Source organism: Hwanghaeella sp., from assembly GCF_965227365.1.
GTDB lineage: Bacteria > Pseudomonadota > Alphaproteobacteria > UBA8366 > Aestuariispiraceae > Hwanghaeella.
In genome coordinates this window covers 3,259,422-3,278,594 of sequence record NZ_OZ245754.1, presented here as the reverse complement: position 1 = coordinate 3,278,594, position 19,173 = coordinate 3,259,422, and the positions used below count along the sequence as shown (strand labels likewise).

At 55.5% G+C, this 19,173-nt stretch carries 22 protein-coding genes; 6 read left to right on the top strand and 16 right to left on the bottom strand.

Features of this window, described 5'->3' with window-relative positions; translation table 11 throughout:
* Positions 1-14: 14 nt before the first annotated feature.
* The 4 genes from ACQK2G_RS15050 to ACQK2G_RS15035 all read left to right on the top strand — a co-directional run bounded on the left by ACQK2G_RS15050 (position 15) and on the right by ACQK2G_RS15035 (position 4,953).
* Positions 15-308, top strand: a complete 294-nt coding sequence (locus ACQK2G_RS15050; protein ID WP_425405860.1) for a helix-turn-helix domain-containing protein — start codon at positions 15-17, stop codon at positions 306-308.
* Between the two features lie 7 nt (positions 309-315).
* Positions 316-615 (top strand): helix-turn-helix domain-containing protein, encoded by a 300-nt coding sequence (locus ACQK2G_RS15045; protein ID WP_425405859.1) that lies wholly within the window; start codon positions 316-318, stop codon positions 613-615.
* A 1,602-nt stretch (positions 616-2,217) separates the two neighbouring features.
* Positions 2,218-4,434: a hypothetical protein gene (locus tag ACQK2G_RS15040; RefSeq protein ID WP_425405858.1), complete on the top strand. Its 2,217-nt coding sequence runs from the start codon at positions 2,218-2,220 to the stop codon at positions 4,432-4,434.
* Positions 4,435-4,533: 99 nt separating this feature from the next.
* Positions 4,534-4,953: a hypothetical protein gene (locus ACQK2G_RS15035; RefSeq protein WP_425405857.1), complete on the top strand. Its 420-nt coding sequence runs from the start codon at positions 4,534-4,536 to the stop codon at positions 4,951-4,953.
* On the opposite strand, the gene ACQK2G_RS15030 is transcribed toward ACQK2G_RS15035, so the two are convergent.
* The 6 genes from ACQK2G_RS15030 to ACQK2G_RS15005 form a co-directional block, all read right to left on the bottom strand.
* Positions 4,937-5,242, bottom strand: coding sequence for a hypothetical protein (locus ACQK2G_RS15030; protein WP_425405856.1), 306 nt, complete (start codon positions 5,240-5,242; stop codon positions 4,937-4,939). The genes ACQK2G_RS15035 and ACQK2G_RS15030 overlap by 17 nt on opposite strands.
* 10 nt (positions 5,243-5,252) lie before the next feature.
* Positions 5,253-5,483: a hypothetical protein gene (locus tag ACQK2G_RS15025; protein WP_425405855.1), complete on the bottom strand. Its 231-nt coding sequence runs from the start codon at positions 5,481-5,483 to the stop codon at positions 5,253-5,255.
* A gap of 314 nt (positions 5,484-5,797) precedes the next feature.
* Entirely contained in the window at positions 5,798-6,406 is a 609-nt protein-coding gene (locus ACQK2G_RS15020; protein ID WP_425405854.1) for a hypothetical protein, read from the bottom strand.
* Positions 6,378-6,659 carry a hypothetical protein gene (locus tag ACQK2G_RS15015; RefSeq protein WP_425405853.1) on the bottom strand — a complete coding sequence of 94 codons (282 nt, stop codon included), beginning with the start codon at positions 6,657-6,659 and terminating at the stop codon, positions 6,378-6,380. Before ACQK2G_RS15015 ends, ACQK2G_RS15020 begins: the two co-directional genes overlap by 29 nt.
* Positions 6,656-7,093, bottom strand: a complete 438-nt coding sequence (locus ACQK2G_RS15010) for a DUF5681 domain-containing protein (protein ID WP_425405852.1) — start codon at positions 7,091-7,093, stop codon at positions 6,656-6,658. The genes ACQK2G_RS15015 and ACQK2G_RS15010 overlap by 4 nt, the downstream gene beginning before the upstream one ends.
* Complete coding sequence (locus ACQK2G_RS15005) at positions 7,090-9,342, bottom strand: hypothetical protein (RefSeq protein ID WP_425405851.1); 2,253 nt, start codon at positions 9,340-9,342, stop codon at positions 7,090-7,092. The genes ACQK2G_RS15010 and ACQK2G_RS15005 overlap by 4 nt, the downstream gene beginning before the upstream one ends.
* A 321-nt stretch (positions 9,343-9,663) precedes the next feature.
* Between ACQK2G_RS15005 and ACQK2G_RS15000 the strand changes: the two genes are divergently transcribed.
* Positions 9,664-9,957, top strand: a complete 294-nt coding sequence (locus tag ACQK2G_RS15000) for a hypothetical protein (protein ID WP_425405850.1) — start codon at positions 9,664-9,666, stop codon at positions 9,955-9,957.
* Here the strand turns inward: ACQK2G_RS15000 and ACQK2G_RS14995 are convergent.
* The 9 genes from ACQK2G_RS14995 to ACQK2G_RS14955 all read right to left on the bottom strand — a co-directional run bounded on the left by ACQK2G_RS14995 (position 9,954) and on the right by ACQK2G_RS14955 (position 16,860).
* Positions 9,954-11,366, bottom strand: a complete 1,413-nt coding sequence (locus tag ACQK2G_RS14995; RefSeq protein WP_425405849.1) for a hypothetical protein — start codon at positions 11,364-11,366, stop codon at positions 9,954-9,956. The genes ACQK2G_RS15000 and ACQK2G_RS14995 overlap by 4 nt on opposite strands.
* Positions 11,367-11,374: 8 nt before the next feature.
* Complete coding sequence (locus ACQK2G_RS14990) at positions 11,375-11,809, bottom strand: hypothetical protein (RefSeq protein WP_425405848.1); 435 nt, start codon at positions 11,807-11,809, stop codon at positions 11,375-11,377.
* Positions 11,781-12,065: a hypothetical protein gene (locus ACQK2G_RS14985; RefSeq protein ID WP_425405847.1), complete on the bottom strand. Its 285-nt coding sequence runs from the start codon at positions 12,063-12,065 to the stop codon at positions 11,781-11,783. The genes ACQK2G_RS14990 and ACQK2G_RS14985 overlap by 29 nt, the downstream gene beginning before the upstream one ends.
* Positions 12,062-13,276: a bifunctional DNA primase/polymerase gene (locus tag ACQK2G_RS14980; protein WP_425405846.1), complete on the bottom strand. Its 1,215-nt coding sequence runs from the start codon at positions 13,274-13,276 to the stop codon at positions 12,062-12,064. The genes ACQK2G_RS14985 and ACQK2G_RS14980 overlap by 4 nt, the downstream gene beginning before the upstream one ends.
* Positions 13,276-13,764, bottom strand: coding sequence for a hypothetical protein (locus ACQK2G_RS14975; RefSeq protein WP_425405845.1), 489 nt, complete (start codon positions 13,762-13,764; stop codon positions 13,276-13,278). The genes ACQK2G_RS14980 and ACQK2G_RS14975 overlap by 1 nt, the downstream gene beginning before the upstream one ends.
* Complete coding sequence (locus tag ACQK2G_RS14970; protein WP_425405844.1) at positions 13,761-14,078, bottom strand: winged helix domain-containing protein; 318 nt, start codon at positions 14,076-14,078, stop codon at positions 13,761-13,763. The genes ACQK2G_RS14975 and ACQK2G_RS14970 overlap by 4 nt, the downstream gene beginning before the upstream one ends.
* Before the next feature lie 71 nt (positions 14,079-14,149).
* Positions 14,150-14,422: a hypothetical protein gene (locus ACQK2G_RS14965; protein ID WP_425405843.1), complete on the bottom strand. Its 273-nt coding sequence runs from the start codon at positions 14,420-14,422 to the stop codon at positions 14,150-14,152.
* 131 nt (positions 14,423-14,553) lie between these two features.
* A complete protein-coding gene (locus ACQK2G_RS14960) occupies positions 14,554-15,510 on the bottom strand; it encodes a hypothetical protein (protein ID WP_425405842.1) in 957 nt (318 codons plus the stop codon).
* Positions 15,511-15,513: 3 nt separating this feature from the next.
* Positions 15,514-16,860 (bottom strand): tyrosine-type recombinase/integrase, encoded by a 1,347-nt coding sequence (locus ACQK2G_RS14955; RefSeq protein ID WP_425405841.1) that lies wholly within the window; start codon positions 16,858-16,860, stop codon positions 15,514-15,516.
* 434 nt (positions 16,861-17,294) lie between these two features.
* Between ACQK2G_RS14955 and ACQK2G_RS14950 the strand changes: the two genes are divergently transcribed.
* A complete protein-coding gene (locus ACQK2G_RS14950) occupies positions 17,295-17,987 on the top strand; it encodes a hypothetical protein (protein ID WP_425405840.1) in 693 nt (230 codons plus the stop codon).
* A 46-nt stretch (positions 17,988-18,033) separates the two neighbouring features.
* On the opposite strand, the gene ACQK2G_RS14945 is transcribed toward ACQK2G_RS14950, so the two are convergent.
* The gene (locus ACQK2G_RS14945) at positions 18,034-19,146 is read right to left on the bottom strand and encodes a zinc ABC transporter substrate-binding protein (RefSeq protein ID WP_425405839.1); all 1,113 of its coding nucleotides are present in this window, start codon (positions 19,144-19,146) and stop codon (positions 18,034-18,036) included.
* Positions 19,147-19,173: the final 27 nt, after the last annotated feature.

Below are 19,173 nucleotides of genomic sequence, written 5' to 3'. Positions count from 1 at the left end.
TGATACTTTATGTAATGTTGGTTGGCTTATATGTCAACCGTTTTGTAACATTAACATTACAAAAGGGATCAATCTGGATGCTGAATGCAGCGCAGATCAGGGCCGCACGAGGTCTGATTCAATGGTCACAGGAGGACTTGGCCAGGGAGGCGGGCGTGTCTCGGCCAACCATCAAGCGCATGGAGTCGCAAGGGCCAGAAAACAGCAGCGCCGGGAATGTGGATAGGGTCCAGAAGGCCCTGGAAGCCGCTGGCGTGGAGTTCATAGCAGAGAACGGCGGCGGGGCTGGCGTTCGATTGAGAAAGTGAGAGGGGATTGGTTTTGGCAAAAGAACCGATACCGTACAGCGTAACCTGGGCAGCCCAACAGCCAGCTTTGAGTTGCTGTGAAAAGACGGTTTATCGTCTTGTGCAGACGGGAAGACTTGGATGCATTAGGCGTCCCGGAGCATCAATACGCATACTTCCCCGCCATATCGAAGAGTACGAAGCGAGATTTGAGGTTGCTGCTATATCTCCGGCAAAGGATGGTTCGAAGGCTGAACGCCAGCCGAGTATCGACTTGACAATTGGAGCGAAACTCAAGGTGCGCCGAAAGTCACGTGAGCGGAAATAGGAACTAGAATTCGTCACGACAAAGGCGGTTTGTGGGTGCACGTGGAAAGATCAAAAGCATGCTAGAGCTAGAGGGACTGGAGTGAGAGTGAAGGTAGTTATACGGATTACGGCGCTGTTGTTTGCGGCCCTCTGGATTTCGGGCTGTCAGAATATAGTGCATGAGCCGAGTGAACCTTGGCCTCGCATGGTGTGGCCCGATCCATGCCAATACACGTCGATCCCGTTTACCCCACCTTGCATATCAGGAATGGTTGAGAACGAAGGGTTCCGTTGGTCTGACGAGTTTACGGCGTGCCGGGACGACGTGGCCGAATATGGTCGAGTTCTCGATAGGTTTTATCAATGTAACACACAGGACTTGGCTGCTGCATTTGACAGGGTGACAGCGGCGAGCCTGTCAACGGCGAGGTGTTACGCCGAATTTTTTTCCGAAGTAGATAGGACGGTCGCAGAGAAGCCGTTGCACTGCTCACGGGTAGAAGTCCCGAATACCCTTCGCCTGACGGTTACAGGTATTGACGGCGTGGAATACGACATGGGGGTGCCGGACTGCGTAAGAGCCTCAGAATACGACGTGCACGTCCCCTCCAAGTATTGGCTGGAGGGGTGCGTAAATGATGTACTGAAATTTGCCAACAAGACGACGTCGCATTCGTTTGGCAGAGATAAATCTGCGAAACATCAGTTCGACGAATACTCCAACAATTTGCGGGAGAACCTGGAAAGGCGAAGTCGCGCGGTAGTCGACCAGTTCAATTGCCTCGCGGACAGAAGATTGCCTTGTTTTTGGTCGGAGTTGTTCTTTTAGAATTCTGGACTTGGCTGATCGATCATCAGCGAACTGATGGCCGTTGGAGCATTCGTCCGATTGGAATTGCTTGATACCGAAATGGTATAAGCTTCTCCACGTTACATATGCAGGGCAAGCGGATAACCCAACGGGCACCAATTCGAAAGGTCGACCTTGAACGGCTGATTGAGGCTGTTCAGGAGGAAGGTCAAAAATTCAGGAAATGGTGCTCACGAATGATGATGTGCCGCTCATCTTAGAAGACACAGCCAAGAAGAAATCCCGATACGACGATCCGAGAATCAAACAGTGGCCGCCCGACGATGAGTACCAAGATCCACGCATGGAGGGCTGGTAACGCCCTTGTCCATCTCTGTTCCCTTGATGTCGTCTAGAACGTCGGGGGCGATTTTCTCACCACGGGAGACGGCGTTCTGAACAGACCTAACGCTTTCACCTGTCTTGCTGGCGGTGTCTGACGCGAACCCAATCGGTCGGCCCGGCCCGGCATTTTCGCGCAAAGTTTGCGCGTTATTATCCTGTCGCAGAAACTCCGGTATCTTCAGCGGACGCTTCTCAAACAGTTCCTTCCGCCGCGCGAGGTGCTGGGCCTTCTCGACTTCCGTTAGTTCAGCACGGCAAAGGTTCTCGGCGACCTCCCAAAGCCAGCGCGAACCCGCGAATTTTCGCGAAAATCTGGTGAATCTTAAATGTTCGTTCACATTGTGGATTCGACAGCAGATACAACCTCTATAACACTATCCTGATATGACCGCTTGATGGGGAAATCAGATCACTGGGGAGGTCGTTATGCACAAGGTCTTTGCGAGTGTGGTCGTCGCTGGGTTGCTACCATGGTCAACTTGGGCCGCGAGTTTTAATGACTACAACTCTTTTTCAGATACCGTTCTTTTAGAGCGATTTGATGGGAGTCACGGAAATTGGATTGATGAAAGAAACGGCCAATCTGGACTAATCCGCAATTCTTACTCTGTTGGAGGCGGCATCCAAAATACTGGGCTCGGCAATGGTTCACAGGCTTCGTGCGAAACAGGTGGCTGCATATTTGAACTCGCTGAGCCAATTAGCGCCGACAGCTACTCTCTTAGTGTGAATTTCACCGGCCTTCTGCGGTTTAGTGCTTACACCGACAACCACGAAGCTATCAATTGGATAGGTGTCGGAGACAATCCGGCAAACACGTTTGCACTTTATGGTCCTTTGTCGGGGCAATCGAGTTACGACCCATATCCCAGAAGTTCGGACTTGCGCCCTTCGAATGTTCAAGAACGATGGAATAATCTGACTGTGAGTTTCAATAAGAGTGATGGTGAGTTTGATTTTTACATTAATGGCAGGGAATTAACGGAAGTTTCGAACACCGTTCCAACCGGTTTTGACAGCAGCCAACTTTCCAAGATTCAGATACTAACGGCCGACGGTACAAGTGATGCAGCCACCATCGACGACTTCGAGATAATGGATCGCTCGCTCTCCGCCAAAGAAGCCAAATGGATGGACAACCGGTTTGGTGAACTTGCCAATCACCTCTTAGCCCGCGATGAAACAGCATCGAATGAACGCTTCTTCGTTGGACTAAGACAAGACGATTTTAGGGGCTTATTTCTTGATGATGAAGTGAAGCATGTCGTCACGGATGAGGACGTCGCCGCAAGAATTTTGGCGGCAAATTATGCGAACGAGAAGCTGTTTAATTATGACTACGACAAGGCAATCGAGGCCATCCAAGAGAACTCTGAAGCTGCGGTTCAAGCGCAGTTCATTATGCCACTCTTAGAAGGAGCTGAAGCTGCCGCAAAGAATGCATTCATACTGGCGGCGACAGGCAAAAAAGCGAACATTAAGACTGTTCTCTCTGAGTCTGTAGGTGATTTTACCGACATACTGAAAGATACTGGAACGGACGCGATACTCTTCTTTGTCGGGCAAACCTATCTGAATGAAAGCGCCAGACTGTTGGCTGAAGTTCAGGGATTCACGGAAAACGTTAGATCCAATGGGTTTGACTACGATTTGACCCTCGGTGAAATCAAGGCAATGGCGGAGAAGTTTGACCAAGCTAGGGGGTACTTCAAAGCTGGCCAGACACTTTTTAACGACGCCTTGGGTATCGACCCAGAACAAGGTTTCTTTGGACGGCTCTACGATAGGACTATCGGGGTCGGAGGCGACATCATCGACTCGGTTCTAAGCAGCGAGGAGTATAGCCATGATGAGCAGGTTCAAACTTTCCTCGCAGCCAAGGAATTCATAGACCAGCTGGATGAAAACTCGACAGAAGCTGATGTGCTAGATCAAATCACGGCGTTTTTCGAGAAGATTTCAGAAGTTCCATCCTACGCGTACAGCGCCGCGAACGCCTTTGGGAATGATGAAGAGAATTCTGTCCAGAATCTTTTGTTCGATGTGATGAAGCGGAAGGCAGGGGAGACTGGTATCTTTGCCGGCACATATGAGAAAAAGGAAGTAACTTCAGAGATTGGTTTTGATGGGACGTCCTCTGAAACAATCAACAAGGATCCGGACACACCAGGATCTGCTCGCGTGGAGCAAGCTATCAACAGCTATCCGGATATCAACGATCCAGCGCTGTTCTTGGAACAAAGTTCTCCTGTAGCGGTCACGTTTGGAGTTTCCACACCGAACGAGGATTTTGAGGTTTCGTTTGAAACGATATTCATCGAAGGCTCGGGAGTTCTATCGGTCTTTATCGATGACATTTTGCTTGCGGCGTTTGATTCCGCAGACTTCACACTTGGGGAAGCCAATATCCTTTCTTTCCTTGTTACGGATCAGCGCTTCTTCGGACTTTTAACTGCGGATCTACGTTTCCTATGGGACGAAGGAGAGGCTGGCGACTTAGTCCAAATTGACGACATCACTTTGACGACAGTCTTCAACGCGGCCGCTCCCCAGGTGGTGCCTCTACCGGCGCCGATCCTGCTACTGCTAACGTCACTAGGTGCAATCGGGGTTGTGTCTCGAACACGCCGCATGGCCGCCTGAATGTATAGGGTTCTTATCGTTCTGGCGGGTCTCCATTGTTGGTCAGGCAGCGCTGGTGCGCAGTCGGCAGGAATTGAACTTGAGGAGCGAATTCTTCGAGTGCTGGAAACAGCACTTTCCATTAAGGCGAACACCCAACTCTTAGGACAAGGCAACAACGAGAGCGTTGTTAGGGCCTTGTTCCAAGGTGAGCCAAACTACGCAATCATCGCCAACGCCAATGAAGTTGGCAAAGACGGTGAGGGGAATGCCACGCAGTTGGCATTAACTTTGATTCTTCTGCCTGACGCTTCGATGAATATGAGCGCAGCAGAGATTGGCTCTTGGGTCACTCGTTGGAACGGCCAGCAACTTCCGATCAAGGTGGTGCCGCAGGAGGCCCGGATAGCGGTCATGACATCGAGACTCGTTGATCTGCGGTACCCGATTGAGGACCAGGAGATTGTCACAATGTACCTGTTCCTAATTCAGACTTGGCAGCAGATGGTAAGTGACCTCGAGTCTAGAGGGCTTCTGTAGATTGTGTTGGCATCCAGGTCATGAAGGGTAGACCGAGAAATTCAACGCCCTTGTCCATGTCCGTTCTCTTGATGTCATCGAGAACATCGGGGGCGATCCTCTCGCCACGGGTGACGGCGCGGTTAACAGACTGCTTGGTTTCACCCGTCCGCTCTGCTGTGTCCTGAGCAAAGCCCTTCGGACGCCCTGGCCCCATAATTTCGGAACAATTTGCTCCACTATTATCCCGCTTGAGGAAATCCGGTATCTTCAGCGGACGCTTCTCAAACAGTTCCTTCCGTCGTGACAAGTGTAGATCTTCATAGATTTCTATCCGATTTAAAAAGTAGCCAAGCCCCAATTGCTGCGGACACGCCGCCACCGAGAATTAGGTAAATCGCGAAGACCGGTTCAGAGGCAAGAACGGCTACCAATCCGAGAAGAACTGCTGGCACTCCTAGAAGAACAAGGCAAAAGCCTGCATAGTCGAAGGCTCCAAGAACCAGCGCCATGACGACAAATAAGACTATACCGACAACTGCAGCCGCCATTATTCCTCTCCCGCCGTGCTAGACTCAAATAAACATCTTTTACGGGTGCGATACTAACACAACCATTCATAGATGTTTGCAACAAAAGCTTCCCAGCACCTAGTTGCCCGCCCAACGCGACCCAAAGCCACGACACGAGCGGCGCCCACGAAAGGATTATGGTTTAAGCTATTCAAGCGCCGTCCAATCGAGTTACAGGCCGGAACAATCACCTCCGATTCCGATGGGTCTCCGTGGGTGCTCTCTAGGGAGAAGAACCGGTTACCCGTATCCGTTTATGCGGGAGCCTTCTGGCCCGGGTCGGTTCTTCCTTATTAGTCTTTATCTATCTGAAACGCAGAGAAACGATGCGTGTTCCACCGATCCGCAAGTGCCGCGACAATTTCCGCCACGGTCTCGGGATCTGCTCGATCCGGTTTGTCGAATTGCCGAAAGTCGCCTGTGTGGATCGCGGCTGAATAGCAGAGCATGGTTTCAAGTGGTATCTCGACCATATCGGCAACCGTCTTGATGGCGGCAATCATGGAAGCCAGTTCAACGCTTCGGCGATTTAAAACAGCTTCGATTTTCTCCTCTGTCTCGTTTCGTTGCCCTTTGCCCCTTTCGGGTATGGCCGGAGCTAGATCCGCAATCCACCATTCGAGCTTGTTCCGCTCCGCGAGGGTCATGAAGAACGCCCTGTCGAAATGCAGGGCCATAGCCTCACAAGCTTCGATAGTGTCCGTTTCTGCCGCATCAATGTCGCTATAAGTCTTGCGTGGGGCCGTGGCTTTCAGGGTTTCGAATAGATCGCCGTCATCATCCTTGATAGCTTCAAGGGTCGCCAGAATACGAGCTTTGGTATCCATATCCTCCATCAGCTTGTTCACGCGCTTCTGCGTTGCCTTCTGCATGTCAATCTCCAGCCAGTTCACGCCAATCATATTTCATTCCGCCAGTTCCCCAGAGGGCCACACCTTTACCGGTGTCAACTGGCCGGTGAATGCGAACGGTTGCATCAGGCAAGTCATCGCGTGGAGAGCCCCAGACAATTACCGTCCCGATGGTTTTCTCCTTCGCGATCCGATCAACGACCGTATCGATTGATGCCTGTGAGAGTCCCCGGACGCTGATATCCACGCGGTCGGGGCTCACTGTTCGCTCCAGAGCCATAAGGCGTTTCTCTACTGCGTTCATGCGTTCCTCACTCTTTCTAGGACAGCCAGGCGCTTCTCATGGTCCAGTGTTTCGATAGCTTTGCGACGCGCCTCGATAATGTCAGCGATTACCTTTCCTTCGTCTGGACTGACGGTTCCTTCACCAACCGCCTGCAAGACTGCTGACTGAGCCTCAGCCACGCCGTTGGCGTCCTTCATGTCTGGCAGATTAAGTTCGATTGTGCGGCCTTTGCGTGGCGGGCAAATACGATCTAGGCAAATGCGGAGTGCCTGCCCGTCGCCTCCTAATGCCAGTTCGATAGCCTTTCTAGTCAAAGCTTCGGCTTCACCATCGAGGATTGTTTCCACTGCAATAGTGGCTTTGTTGCGTGACCCCTTAGGTCTACCGTTCGGGTTCCCGGACTGCCCTGGTTGGAATCGGTGGTTCTGTTTTTTCGCTGCTGAAACAGTCATTTGTCACCGGCCCTGTAGTTGCTTTCAAGTTCCCACGCCCCCTGGGCTGCCGCTGCTGCTCCTGGCGTAACAAGCGGGGTAGTGAGTGGGAGTGGTTTCTGTGAGACCGCACGGCCCGCTTGGATCGCTCCACCGACGTTCTCCAGTGCTTCACCTGTTGCGCCGATAACTGGGACGGCTTGCGTGAATTTCCCCAAAGTACCGATAAGTCCACGACGCTGCATTGCATCGAGAAATGCCCAGGCAGAACGCGAGGGATTGCGTGCATCAGCAGGAGTTAGCGTGCGCGCCACTTCGTTCGTAAGGCGGCGAATTTCCTTCAACTCACCTTCGGTAAAAAGTTCCTTCGCCAGGTACTTCGCCTTGAAGTCCAGAAGGTTCCGAGAGTTGATTGCAATGGCAGTACGCGCAAGCCTGTGTTCGCCGTTCTGGAGGCTCGTGAAGGCCTTGTATAGAAGGGCGTCCTTAAGGGCTTGGACCTGCTCGCTATCCGGCCCGAACGCATCCTTGATACGCTTCACAAGGCCAATCGCTTGTGATGTCGATTGCGTCTGGCCAGCGCCGATGATGAAGTTGACGACCTGTTCAGGGCTCGCTTGTTTTTCATCCAGAATTTTCACCATCGCATTGCCGGCGGGGTCGTGTTTCCCTGCCTCGAAGAGGCGTCCGTATCTCGTTCGAAGGTCTCGGGCCTCCTTCAACAGTCCGAGCGCGTTTTCATCGCCACTGAAAAGACCGTTCGTGACTGCCTCGTCCAACTTTTCGTCAAGCATGGACTTCATGCGGGTAAGGGCGGCGCGTTCCGTTCCCTGTGTCCCGCTGATGGCGGTGTTCAGCCCACGGCGGAAGTCTTCGATCTGCGCGATATCGACCGGTTTGAGGGTCTTCTTCTTTGCCAGCGTTCCGAACTTCTTCAGCTTGTCCAGGGCACCCTGAAGCTGGGGCATCCCCTCCAGGCTGAATATCTGCATCTCCTTCGGGATGGACTGAAGTTCCTTGCCGACCGAAACCGCCGTTTTAGGATCGAGCATGGCCTTCGCTTCGCGCGCTTCCATGTAGGCAACGCTTACAGCCTTATCCTGTTTTCCGGCTTCTTCGATGAGGTCAGCCTGCAACCGCGCCCCGGTGTCGGGGATTTTCCCCTGTCCGAAACCGGACGGAACCAGTTTATCCGCGCGTTTCTCGATAGCCGCCAATTGGGCGTCGTCGAAATTGCGCATCATCCCGGATGCACCGGAACCATAGGCACCCTGGCGCATACCTTCTTCAGCGCGGATGCGATCCAGATCCCGGGTTCTCTGCCCCTGTGTAAGAGGGATGGCGTCGCTCTCTACGACATCGCGTGCTTTTCCGGGACGATAACGCGGCAGACTCTTGCTAGCGGTCGGTCGCAACACCTTGCCCGTTGCCCGAAGAGCGGGCGGCAAGAATGCTTCCGCCATCGCGCCGAAGCTTGCCGTGGTTCCTGCCTGCTCGAGATCCACCGCGCCCTTACCACCAGCGACCTTTGTTCCGTACTGCTGGGCTACATCGGTGGCGGCATAGAACGGAAGGGCTGTTGCGGCGCGACCGGCCAACGTGGTTGCGCTTCCGACCAGCTTTGAGGCCGGGGCGAACATCGTCCCTTGGGCAATGAGGTCGGTAGCATCCTGTTTCGAGAAACCCGGCTTATTGACGTAATGCGGCTTTCCATCCCAGACCACGAGCGGCAGGCCATTTTCATCCTGGAAAATTCCCCCGAAGCGCGAATCTCTCTTGAAGTGCTCCTCGATGATTTTCGCCTTTTCTGCCGGGTCCGTGGTCAGTCCAGCCTTCAGGCTCGGAATCGCGGACTCGAGGAATCCAACACCGGCTTCAGTCACTTCCGGGGCATTGGGGAATTCAACTGGTTTATTCTCGCCTGTGAACGCCTTCTTGATTGCCGTACCATTCTCAAGCGCCGTTTTAACGATGCCAGGGCGGTCTGCCGGAACCACAGGCTTGGAGTACGGCTCGAATGCGCCGTACCCGCCACCGGTCACGTTCATGGGCTGAGGGGTGGTTTTAAGGGCCGCTGGTGCGTTTTGGGCGCGTGGGCCATATTCTGCGGATAAAGCGCCAGGACTCGTTATGGGCGCGGAAACAGCTTCCTGGCCCTGCTGCGAGTAGATATCTCGCATTACACGATCAATGGTCGCACCGTCCGTCCCCTTGGGAAATTCGACGATACGGCCATCTGGGCCTTCAACTTCGAGAAACTTGGGCACCATTCAATCTCCGATTGACTCACGTGAAGGCCACAAGTCACGCTTCATCCTTCCAACAATGGAGGACGAAATGGCCGTGCCGCCAAATGGCCCCTTCAAAACTATTGATGTGCGTCGGGCTTGGCCTGCGACATCTGCGGACGGGGCCACTGCGCTGGTTCTGGACACCCTGGAACATGGACCCATCGCCATAGAGATGAGCCAAGCGCGGGTTGATTTATTGCGGGCCACACTCGAACAAATTGAAGTTCTGTTAGCCAAACCCGGTGGGACGGCATAACGAGACATTGCATTTCGGGCCTGTCGGCGCGCATATTCTCGGTCATGCGACTCATCCTTGCGCTGCTGCTTTTGATCTTCGCCGGAGCCGCCTCGGTCCAGGCTGGCGAAACTCCGACCGTTCTTCCTTCCGACAAAGACCCGGTCCCGTATCCTGTGCCGGTTGGTTATGACCGCTGCGTCGTCGTCGTGTTTTCTGAATCTGTTCAGATCGAAACCGGTAAGAACGGCAAGGTCATTGAGCCACCATTCGACAAGTTCAACGCCGATGGCATTAACGCCTCTTGGTCGGCAGGGGATCTGAGAAGCGTTAAGCATTGCACGCCTCGCAAAGCCTAAAAATTTCCGGAGGGAGATTGCTGCCAATCCTTCCTAACTCCGGCATCAGGACTCCACCTCAACCGCCCATTCGGCTGCACGGTAACGTTCGGCGGTAGGTTCTCAGGAGCCGGGGCAGGCTGTCCCTGGGGCTGATATTGAGGCAGACCAACCCCACCACCAGCGCCGGACGCGGCCCGCACAAGCGTGCTCATGGACTGACGCTCTTGCGGGCTGAACAGCGGATTGTTCTGGTAGAATTTCGCTTCCTCCGTAGCCCAGCCCCGCAAACCCTGGTTGTCCAATCCATACTGATACTGGAGGTCCGCCAGTTGGGCTTCGCGAAGCGCGTTTCGGCGCATCGTCTCGATGATGAGTTTGTTACCCTCGATGGTCTTGCCGAGCGTCGGCAGGGAGTTAACCACGAACTCCAAGTCCCGGTCGGTCGGGTTCTGACCAAGCTGCTTAACCAGCGGCATCACCATCCGGTTCGAAATCGCCCTGAAGGCTTCCTGTCCGGCCAGCCCGGTGGTATCGACATCAATCCCCAGTGTGTTTGCCAGCGACTTCAGCTTGCCCAGGGATTCTTCACCGTACCCTGTCTGGACGCCCGCGTTTACCAATGCCTCCATCTGGTTCAGGTCCGCCACTGACCGATTTAGGGAAAGGGCGTTGGATTGGCGCTCCCTGATCTGGTCAGCTTCGACCTCGCGCAGAGCCGATGCAAAATCGTCCCCGGCACCGGGAACAGGCTGATGCGTGGTTAGCTTCCCAAGGCGGGCTCGGTAGGTTGCCGCATACGGCCCGTTCGGATCGGCGTCGATTGCTTTCTGTAGTTCCTGGATCTCGCGGAGGGTACCGGGGGTTTGCGGCGGCTTGTCTGGCACGCTGTACACCGTCTCGACGCCACCATCTTCGCCGGGGCGGAGGACATGCCCACCGACAACCTTCGTCCCCGCCCACGGGTCTTTCGGCTGCGCGCGGTGCTTCAGATATCCCGCTGGATCAGCGATAGCCCAAGCACGTTCGGCCGGGTCATTGATGTCCGCCAACAAGCCCTGGAGCGCGGCCTTGCGCTCCGCGCGTTCTTCAGCCTGCCGCTCCGCCTCCTCCTCCCGCAACCCGATAAGGCGATCCTGTCGTTCATCAGAGCGTTGCTGGCGGGCAACGCGGTACTTCCCAAGGGCCTGGTTCTGCGCGTTGTCGAGGTAGCCCTGATAGCCCTGGTTGAATGCCAGCCCGAAATTCGCCATGCCCCGCGCCCCACCGCCTGGTGTAAGCGAAGGTGCGCCGGCGGCCATTAGCTGTGGTCCCGCCGCCAAAAGTCCGCGAGCAGCCGCTTGCAGTTTGTCTCCTTGGGAGACTTCGAACGGATCATAGGTATCGTTGTCGTACAATAGACCAGAGGGATAGGGATATCGCGTCGTCATTGCAGGCCTCAGTTAATGCTGTTCGACGGCGGCTCGGCCATCAGGATCGGGTTTTCGTCATACAATTCAGCCAGAGCGGATCGAACGTCTTCGGGCATCAATTCGAAGAGAGCCGGCGCCAGGAGTTCAGGGTTGCAAATGGGTGGCAGATCCTTGCTGTCGTCGCCCTGGAACATGGCGCTAATAAGGAAGAGCGCTGCGTAGGGGTTGGCGCGGCATTGGCTTTCAAATGCGTTTGCGTTGAACCGCCCCTCAACGCCCGCCGCGCCTATTTTCGCCATCACGAGCCCGGCGGCATTCATGGGACAGACAATCCGCTCCCGGTCTTCTTCATTCGGATCGACGCCGAAGGCCTCCGCCAACGCCATCGGGTTGCGCTCGAATTCGGCGTTCCACGATTCGAAGGTGTCCAGATCAAGATGTAAGGATTGCTTCTCGGTCATCTTCTGTTTCTACAGCAATCTTCGACGCGGCGTTGGAACGCGTTCCAAGGTAATCACTCACAGCCTCCCGAAGTGCCGCATCGATGGAATCCGGGCTGTCAGCACTCATCGCACTTAAATATCCAAAACCAATCAGGGCTTCGATGTCGTCCGGCCAGACCTCCAGAGGGCGCACTGTCACGCCCTGGCTCTGCCGTTCTAGGAACCGCTTCTTCCTCTCCCTCGCCAGGGCTCGCTTGTCGTGGTCCGTCGTCATTCGGCACCTTTCAGGGAGCCGCGATCCGCCAAAATTTGTTTGGAGGGGTTTGATTGATCCTGGAAACGACCGTGGATGACGTCCGACGTCCGCGCTCCCACCTCTTTCTCGCTGAAGGATTGATTCAGGCTTAAACCATCACCATCAGGGGGGGAGGGTGTAGTTATATTGGTGGTTGAAATCGACCACCTTAGCGAAAGGCAGTACTTGGGCGGGTCATTGGGGCCTTTTCCTCCGGGATGGCGACATTCAATAAAGCCAGCGGCCATCAGGAAATCGCGTGCCTTCTTGAAGCGCTTCACATTCCAACCCAAGCTATCGGCCATTGCGTTGGCGAGGGCAAAGGGTTCACCGTTTCGCCATCCGTGCGCGATCCGCAGCCGCATCAGCAACCAACCTGCATCGGCATTGCCGCCGATGATTTCCTGTTCGGCGACGCGGATAGTTCCAGTTGCCTCGCATCCTGGCGTGCGAAGGGTTCCTGTCAGCTTGTAGTGCCAAACGCTTTCGCACGTTTTGAACACTTCCGGGGCTTCCATAGGTTCCGTGAGTGCCGTGTTGAAGTCGTGCGCGGCTTCGGAAAGGTGGTCAAAATCAACCACCTTAGCGGCAACGGTCAGAAGATGCCGAAACAAGGCGTTATTTCTGGCCCCTGGCATGACGGTTCCAATGCCGGTTTTGGAGGCACTGGGGGCGTCTAGACGGGCTATCGGGTCTACCATGACTGGTAGGCGGTCTACGTCACTCCAAGAGCCTTGAATGAGCCTGTAAGAGCCACCACACTTGTCCTTTGACGGTGGCCGCCGGGAAGGTGGTAGCACCGCCAACCCGTCACCCAAAACGTCAATCGGGACATCACTACCAAATGGCCTTATCCTTCGGCCTTCGTCAGCGTGCCGATAGAACAAGTGGTGCCCGCCCGAAGGGGTTTGGCCGATAAGCATTGTCTCCCCGAACATATGCAGGGCGGCGTCCAGTTGCACCGGATCGGGGCTATCGATATCGACAACCGATATCCCGGATCTTGGGCCGCAAGTGACCGCAGCGTTTGCGTTCGCGAAGCGTGGTTTTTGAAGCATCTTCGCGATGGCCTGGACAGTCAGGCGTTCGGCATTCGCTACCATCGGCTTACTTGGAACGTCATGCCGCGTTGGCAAAACGGGGACGCCATGCGCCCCCAATTCTGGCGCAATATCGTGAAATGCTCCCATCAGCCGCCCCCGAACAGATCCGCCTGTGGGCCCTGCGATTCACGGCGACGCACTTCGCGCAAGATTTCCTGCATCTTCGGCCCGTCGTGCAGTCGGTAGGGAATAGTCGCCACGACTTCCGCAAGAACCTCATCGAACTCGATCTGCTCTGGATCGTCCGTGTCTTGGGTGTAGGGCTTAAATCTGCGGTCTCTCAGGGCGTCCAATAAACTTGAGGCTCGCAACGCCAGAGCGAAGGCCTTGTCTCGGTCGCTTGGTGCCAGATCCATAACAGCGGTCAGGAAACGCACCTGAGGATGATTGGTGAACTGGATGTACTGAAGTTCCCCGGTCTCATCGTCTTCGAGCCACAGCGATGGCGCATACTGGCCAGCAATAGGAGCCATGCGGCCCCGTCCTGCTGCTTCGATTGAGCCGCGCTGAACAGCCAGGGTGAGAAGTTCAGGAGAAACCGCCGGAACGTCCTTGGGAAAGGTCCATTCGCTCATGCCGCCATCCCCTGATCCCGAATGATGCGACAAGGCGTGTGAAGCCGATATCGGCCATGCTCGCCGGCATACGGCCCTTCGTGCTTCTCTCGCTCCATCGAAATGACCAAGCCATAGCGATGGCGAAGAACGTAGATGTAATGACTCAGGCGCAGCGCCCATGTCGCGATTTCGAGGGCGGTAACACCCCGTTCGCCATTCTGAACAAGGGCTTCTGCAGTTTGAGCAAACCGACCTTCCAGCCTTTCGATGCGGGGCGGGTTGGGCGGGTTGTCGTCAATTTCGAGATTGATGATGATGCGTGATTTAGGCATACTAAGGCTCCTTCAAGACTTAAATGAAGCCCGCCCCACTTGGCCACGAAACCAGGGGCGGGTTTCGCGTTTCATGCTGCCGAAAGTTGGTCGTGCTCTGCCGTCGTCGCGGCGGCCGGGGAGAGTTGATCTTCCGCATACGTGTCCAGATCGGAACGCGCGTAGATCACATTGCGACCTGCACGGCGGAATTTCGGCCCGCCGCCTTGGACCGCCTGTACAGCCAGATAGTTTGGGGATCGGGGAATGCGGTACTTATTGAAGAGGTAGGCAGACGCTTCCGCCCGCGTGAAGTTGTCCTGCTCGTAACGAATGTCCGACGCATTGGTTTCGGAAAGGGGCATTTCTTCATCTCCTTGCTTGGCCACACGCTCTGATCGTGTGGTATTGCGATGAAGAAAAGCTAAGAGCCCCTAAATTCGCCGGAAATATTCGCCAATTCGCCGCTCAATTCGCGGGTGCAGAAACCGGCGAGCTAGGAAGTACGGTCCGTCTTCTTGCCCCCTGGCTTCAGGTGCCAACTATCCGGGGCAAGCTCCTTCCGCAAACTGCGCATGAAATCACGGGAAGCGCTGTGCGCACTCTTCCCCCAAGAGACGTCATCCTGCTGCGATGGCGGGAGTTCATTGGCGGGCCAAGTTTCTATGCGCTCGATATAAGCGGCCCTGGTGGCGGACCGGCTGAAAGAGGGCTTGGGGTTTCCTTCTGCCGGCGCGTCTGCAGCGGGCGCGGTCTCTTCCTCTCGATCAGGTTCCAGGGCTGCATTAGCCGGGCTTTCGTCCCCTGATTCCTCGGTATCCAGAAAGCGCTCAATGTCCTCAATTAGAAGATAGACATGCCGGATAGGCCCGCCGGGTTCGATGGCGACCGTGAGGGGCGGGAAGCTTGGGTCGCTTATCCCCTTCCGCTTGAGATGCTCTGGTCTCAAGCGGACAGGTTGCCCGTAATCACCTTCTGCATAGGACGCAATCTGTCCCCTTATGATTTGATCTTTGACGTGCTGGCGAGCGTCATTAATTGAGCCAATACCAGATAAGGCAATTGCTCGGAAAAGCCGATGCGCGGGGTCAGGGCATTTTGGTTCCGGGATCGGCTTTGGCTTCTGGATTTCAATTTCAGTTGGGGGCATGTATGCGGAAAAATTGCTTCGCCTTCGAGGCGCGGTAGCGGGGCCGTTACTGAGATTTCCCGCTGAAAAAGCTCGCATGCGTTTGGACTTGTTGCGCTGCTCTTTCTGCCGCGCCTGCTGTTCCTCATAGCGCTTTAATTCTGCCTTGTAGCTCCAGTGCAACATGTCCGCGTTAACGAACTTCTCAACTTCGTCAATCTCGCCTTCTGACAGAGTTAGCTTGCCACGAAGCGAGCGCAGCCTGTGCGCGATACTCATTCGTGTCAGGGCGTCCCGAACCTCTTTGAAACCATCCATTGCCATCGGTTACGCCCCGGCCGCGGCGGGAAATGGGAGAACCATACCAGCCTTGGCTTTCGAGCCGTTTGCCATAAAGGCCGCAATAGTCTCTGAGATCCGGTTTGCTGCGCCGATCAAGGCGTCATCTACTGCATGGGTGTATCGGCCTGTGGTCGTATGCTGGCGATGCCCTAAAAGGGCCCCAACTGTCACCTCGGCATAGTTCAATTCGCCGGCCGTGGTTGCGAAGCTGTGGCGAAGCGTGTGCGGAGTGACGTCGTGCAGTTTTGCCCGCTCCACGACTGCTCGGAATAGCTTGGTGTTCTGGATGTGCGTCTTGGGTTTTGCACCGGCAAATACGTAAATTGGATCTTCGGAGCGTGCGATTGCCTTGCGAAGCAACGCGGTAGCCGCGCGTCCAAAAACCCGCCGCTGCTTGCCTGTTTTGGTATCCTGAAATTCGAACAGGCTCTCGTCCAGAAACACTTCCGATTTTTTGAGGGCCAGAATCTCGTTTCGACGGGCGCCTGTGAGGGCGAGCACCCGGAATGCATCGAGGGCGGTCTTGCTCTTGCCTTCGGATTCCAACTCGTCCATCGCCTTCGATAAGGCTTTATATTCATCGGCACGAAGGTAGCGTTCTCGCTTCTCTCCCCTCAGTCGATCGACACCCTTGGCCGGGTTCGGACCGTCCATGAAGCCTTGCTTGATGGCGAAGGTGAAAATCGAGCCCAGCAGATCGACGCAGCGGCCTGCCGTTCCGTGTCCGCCAGTCACACGGGCCAAACCTCGGGCTTTGGTCTTGATTGTCTTTGAGGTCTCCCCTGACGCCACTTTGTCCCGGAACGCCTCAACGTTGGCGCTGGTAACGATATTGAGCGGCTTCGATCCAAGAACCGGCTTGATGTGTCGGGATACGCGTCCTTCGTCGATGGCAACGGTCGAGGGTTTCTTGGCGCGGCCACGGTAGAGGATCAGTCCCTTGCGGGCTCTCTCAAGATAGAGGTCGCACAATGCGGACACAGTATGCGGGGCGTCGGATCGTTTCTCAGCTTCGCGAGGGTCTATGCCATCCAAGACCTGAGCAGCGTACTTCTGTGCTTTCGCACGTGCTTTATCTATGGCCAGGGTCGGATACTGCCCGATGGTCTTCCTGACCTTCTCATTCGTGCCGGGGATTTTATACTCGTAAAAGAAGGAGCGGACGCCACTCGGCTTAACCCGCAGACCGAATCCCCTAACGCCGGCCGTGCCCCTGTCCCAAATCCGGTACTCGGAAGAAGGTGGATGCCCTTTGGCCTTGGCAGCCGCATCGATCACCGTCTTGCTGATCGGCTGGGGAGCGTCCCAATCCTGCTTCGGTTTGCGCGGCATTCTCTGGCCTCGAAACGCTGGGGCACCTCTGGGGCACCAACTTTCACTTAACGGAGATAATGTCGAATAACGACCACTACGCTAAATGTAATGCCTGGAAGGCACAGTTTCCAGCCATTTCTAAGGTACGATAATCTGAACTGAATTTGGGAGAATGACCGCTAAAAAATAGACCCTTACGTTGACATCGTAGGGGTCACTGGTTCAATCCCAGTCGCGCCCACCATGATTAACCCCTTGGGAAACCAAGGGGTTTTTCTTTTGTAGTCCATTGCTTTTCCCGAGGGATATGCGGCACATCTGGGCGAGAGACCCGTGTTGTGAACAATGGTTGACACTGTGTGGCGCGTATTGACGCATGCCGGCACGTGTTGGTTTATTCTCTTCCTACCTGGGGGCGGGTGAAAACGTGAACGACAGATGGAGACCCCCAGATGCGTACACTGGTTCTATCGCTTGCCGCCGTGGCGGCGTCATTGGTGGCAGCGCCTGCCCAGGCAACATTCGTCAGCCTCGGCACTTGTAACGGTGCATTTGCCTGTACAATCACGACAACACCTCCCAATCCGATCAAGGAGGACCCGGATGACGGTGTCCTGCTGGCGTGGAATGAGGTGCAGAATCTTGTGCTGACGCAGGATTTGCGCGTCGACCGCGTCTTCGACGAGAACGCGTCATTCGTGCAAGCGGTGTCAGGCGGCGATTTCTTGATCAAGGCCGGTACGATCGTATCCAGCCATTACCTGCAATGGGACCCGGGTAATGGCAGTTCAAGCAGTGTTTCCACCACTATTTCCCTGGATTCCCAGGTCTTTGCCTTCATCACCGCGGACTCCAACTTGTTCAACAGCGATTTCCTCGGTTTGCCTGGTCTGGACTATGCGGATTTTGGCTTACGGGGCTTGGAATCGGGCGATAAGACCGAGTTCAATGGTGCAAATGTGGATATTGATTGGACTGCATCTTCGCCCGGTGACTGGACGCGGTTGATTACGGCGTTCTCGCCCGGTGGCGTAACGCCCGTGCCCGTGCCGGCGGCCGCGCCGCTGCTGGGGTTGGGCCTCGCCGCGTTGGGCCTGTTCGGATGCAGGGGACGGCGGCGAAAATCAGTATCCGCAAAGTGTTAAAAAAAAAGGGGCCGAAATGGCCCCCTTCCTTTATCGGCAATGCCGATTACGACAGGCAGTCGTGCATTGACTTGGCCATGTTACGGATCAGCGTGAAATAGAGTTCCGGACCGTCCTCGAGGTCGGCGCCGAGCGGATCGATCAAGCCGGATTTCGCATTGCTTCCCTCCAGGACCACGGTGATCAGGCGGGGTTCGAATTGAGGTTCCGCGAATACGCAAGTCGCGCCCAGGTCCTTTACCCGTTTGCGGATCTCCCGGATGCGGTCCGCGCCTGGTGACATTTCCGGACTAATGGTGATCGACCCCGCGGCATGCAGGCCGAACCGTTCCTCGAAGTAGCGGTAGGCGTCATGAAAAACGACAAAGTCCTTGTCGTGCACAGGCGCCATCAGCTCGGCGATTTCATCGGTCAGTTTCTCCAGCGCCGCGATCGTCTTGGCGGCGTTGGCCGCATAGCGGTCCGCATGGGCGGGATCGTCGGCGGAGAGGACATCGGCAATCGCGCGGACCATCACGATGGCATTTTGCGGATCCAGCCAGATATGGGGGTCCAGTCCCTCATGATCGTGACCCTCGTGCTCGCCGTGATCGTGTTCGTCGTGATCGTGCTCCTCATGCTTCGCATGGGCATCGCCGTCATGCTCGTGCCCTTTGTCATCCTCCGCATGCCCTTCACCATGATCATGGTCATCATGCTTTTCGTGGGCATGATCATCGTGATCATCATGTCCCTTGTGCTCTTCCTCATGAGCATGGTCTTCATGCTCGTCCTCATGATGCTCGTGGCTTTCGAAGGCGCCGCCCTCGCGGAATTCAAGTGTCTTGAGGCCGTTGATTTCCAGTAGTTCTACCGCATGTGCATTAGCTGCGACCGTTTCGATCGGTTTTTCCAGGAAGGCCTCCAGGTCATGGCCGATCCAGAAGACATGCGTCGCCTTTGAAAGTTTTGCCGCCTGCGACGGTTTCAAAGCATAGGAATGCGGCGAGGCCGCCCCCTCGACGATCAATCCCGGTTCGGAAACCCCCTCCATCACCGCGGAAACGAGAGAATGGACCGGCTTGATCGAGGTCATGACTTCAGGGGCGCTGTCCGCCAAAACCGGCGTCGATAGGAGGGAGACAAGACCTGCGGCAAATGCCGAGCGGATGGGGCGCATGCGATGCTCCATTTTCGGTTTGGTATG

Excerpts from the sequence above, each read along its gene's own strand:
- ACQK2G_RS15050 (WP_425405860.1), top strand. The coding sequence starts at position 15 with ATGTTGGTTGGCTTATATGTCAACCGTTTTGTAACATTAACATTACAA.
- ACQK2G_RS15040 (WP_425405858.1), top strand. The coding sequence starts at position 2,218 with ATGCACAAGGTCTTTGCGAGTGTGGTCGTCGCTGGGTTGCTACCATGG.
- ACQK2G_RS15025 (WP_425405855.1), bottom strand. The coding sequence starts at position 5,483 with ATGGCGGCTGCAGTTGTCGGTATAGTCTTATTTGTCGTCATGGCGCTG.
- ACQK2G_RS15020 (WP_425405854.1), bottom strand. The coding sequence starts at position 6,406 with ATGATTGGCGTGAACTGGCTGGAGATTGACATGCAGAAGGCAACGCAG.
- ACQK2G_RS15015 (WP_425405853.1), bottom strand. The coding sequence starts at position 6,659 with ATGAACGCAGTAGAGAAACGCCTTATGGCTCTGGAGCGAACAGTGAGC.
- ACQK2G_RS15010 (WP_425405852.1), bottom strand. The coding sequence starts at position 7,093 with ATGACTGTTTCAGCAGCGAAAAAACAGAACCACCGATTCCAACCAGGG.
- ACQK2G_RS15005 (WP_425405851.1), bottom strand. The coding sequence starts at position 9,342 with ATGGTGCCCAAGTTTCTCGAAGTTGAAGGCCCAGATGGCCGTATCGTC.
- ACQK2G_RS15000 (WP_425405850.1), top strand. The coding sequence starts at position 9,664 with ATGCGACTCATCCTTGCGCTGCTGCTTTTGATCTTCGCCGGAGCCGCC.
- ACQK2G_RS14995 (WP_425405849.1), bottom strand. The coding sequence starts at position 11,366 with ATGACGACGCGATATCCCTATCCCTCTGGTCTATTGTACGACAACGAT.
- ACQK2G_RS14990 (WP_425405848.1), bottom strand. The coding sequence starts at position 11,809 with ATGACCGAGAAGCAATCCTTACATCTTGATCTGGACACCTTCGAATCG.
- ACQK2G_RS14985 (WP_425405847.1), bottom strand. The coding sequence starts at position 12,065 with ATGACGACGGACCACGACAAGCGAGCCCTGGCGAGGGAGAGGAAGAAG.
- ACQK2G_RS14980 (WP_425405846.1), bottom strand. The coding sequence starts at position 13,276 with ATGGGAGCATTTCACGATATTGCGCCAGAATTGGGGGCGCATGGCGTC.
- ACQK2G_RS14975 (WP_425405845.1), bottom strand. The coding sequence starts at position 13,764 with ATGAGCGAATGGACCTTTCCCAAGGACGTTCCGGCGGTTTCTCCTGAA.
- ACQK2G_RS14970 (WP_425405844.1), bottom strand. The coding sequence starts at position 14,078 with ATGCCTAAATCACGCATCATCATCAATCTCGAAATTGACGACAACCCG.
- ACQK2G_RS14965 (WP_425405843.1), bottom strand. The coding sequence starts at position 14,422 with ATGCCCCTTTCCGAAACCAATGCGTCGGACATTCGTTACGAGCAGGAC.
- ACQK2G_RS14960 (WP_425405842.1), bottom strand. The coding sequence starts at position 15,510 with ATGGCAATGGATGGTTTCAAAGAGGTTCGGGACGCCCTGACACGAATG.
- ACQK2G_RS14955 (WP_425405841.1), bottom strand. The coding sequence starts at position 16,860 with ATGCCGCGCAAACCGAAGCAGGATTGGGACGCTCCCCAGCCGATCAGC.
- ACQK2G_RS14950 (WP_425405840.1), top strand. The coding sequence starts at position 17,295 with ATGCGTACACTGGTTCTATCGCTTGCCGCCGTGGCGGCGTCATTGGTG.
- ACQK2G_RS14945 (WP_425405839.1), bottom strand. The coding sequence starts at position 19,146 with ATGCGCCCCATCCGCTCGGCATTTGCCGCAGGTCTTGTCTCCCTCCTA.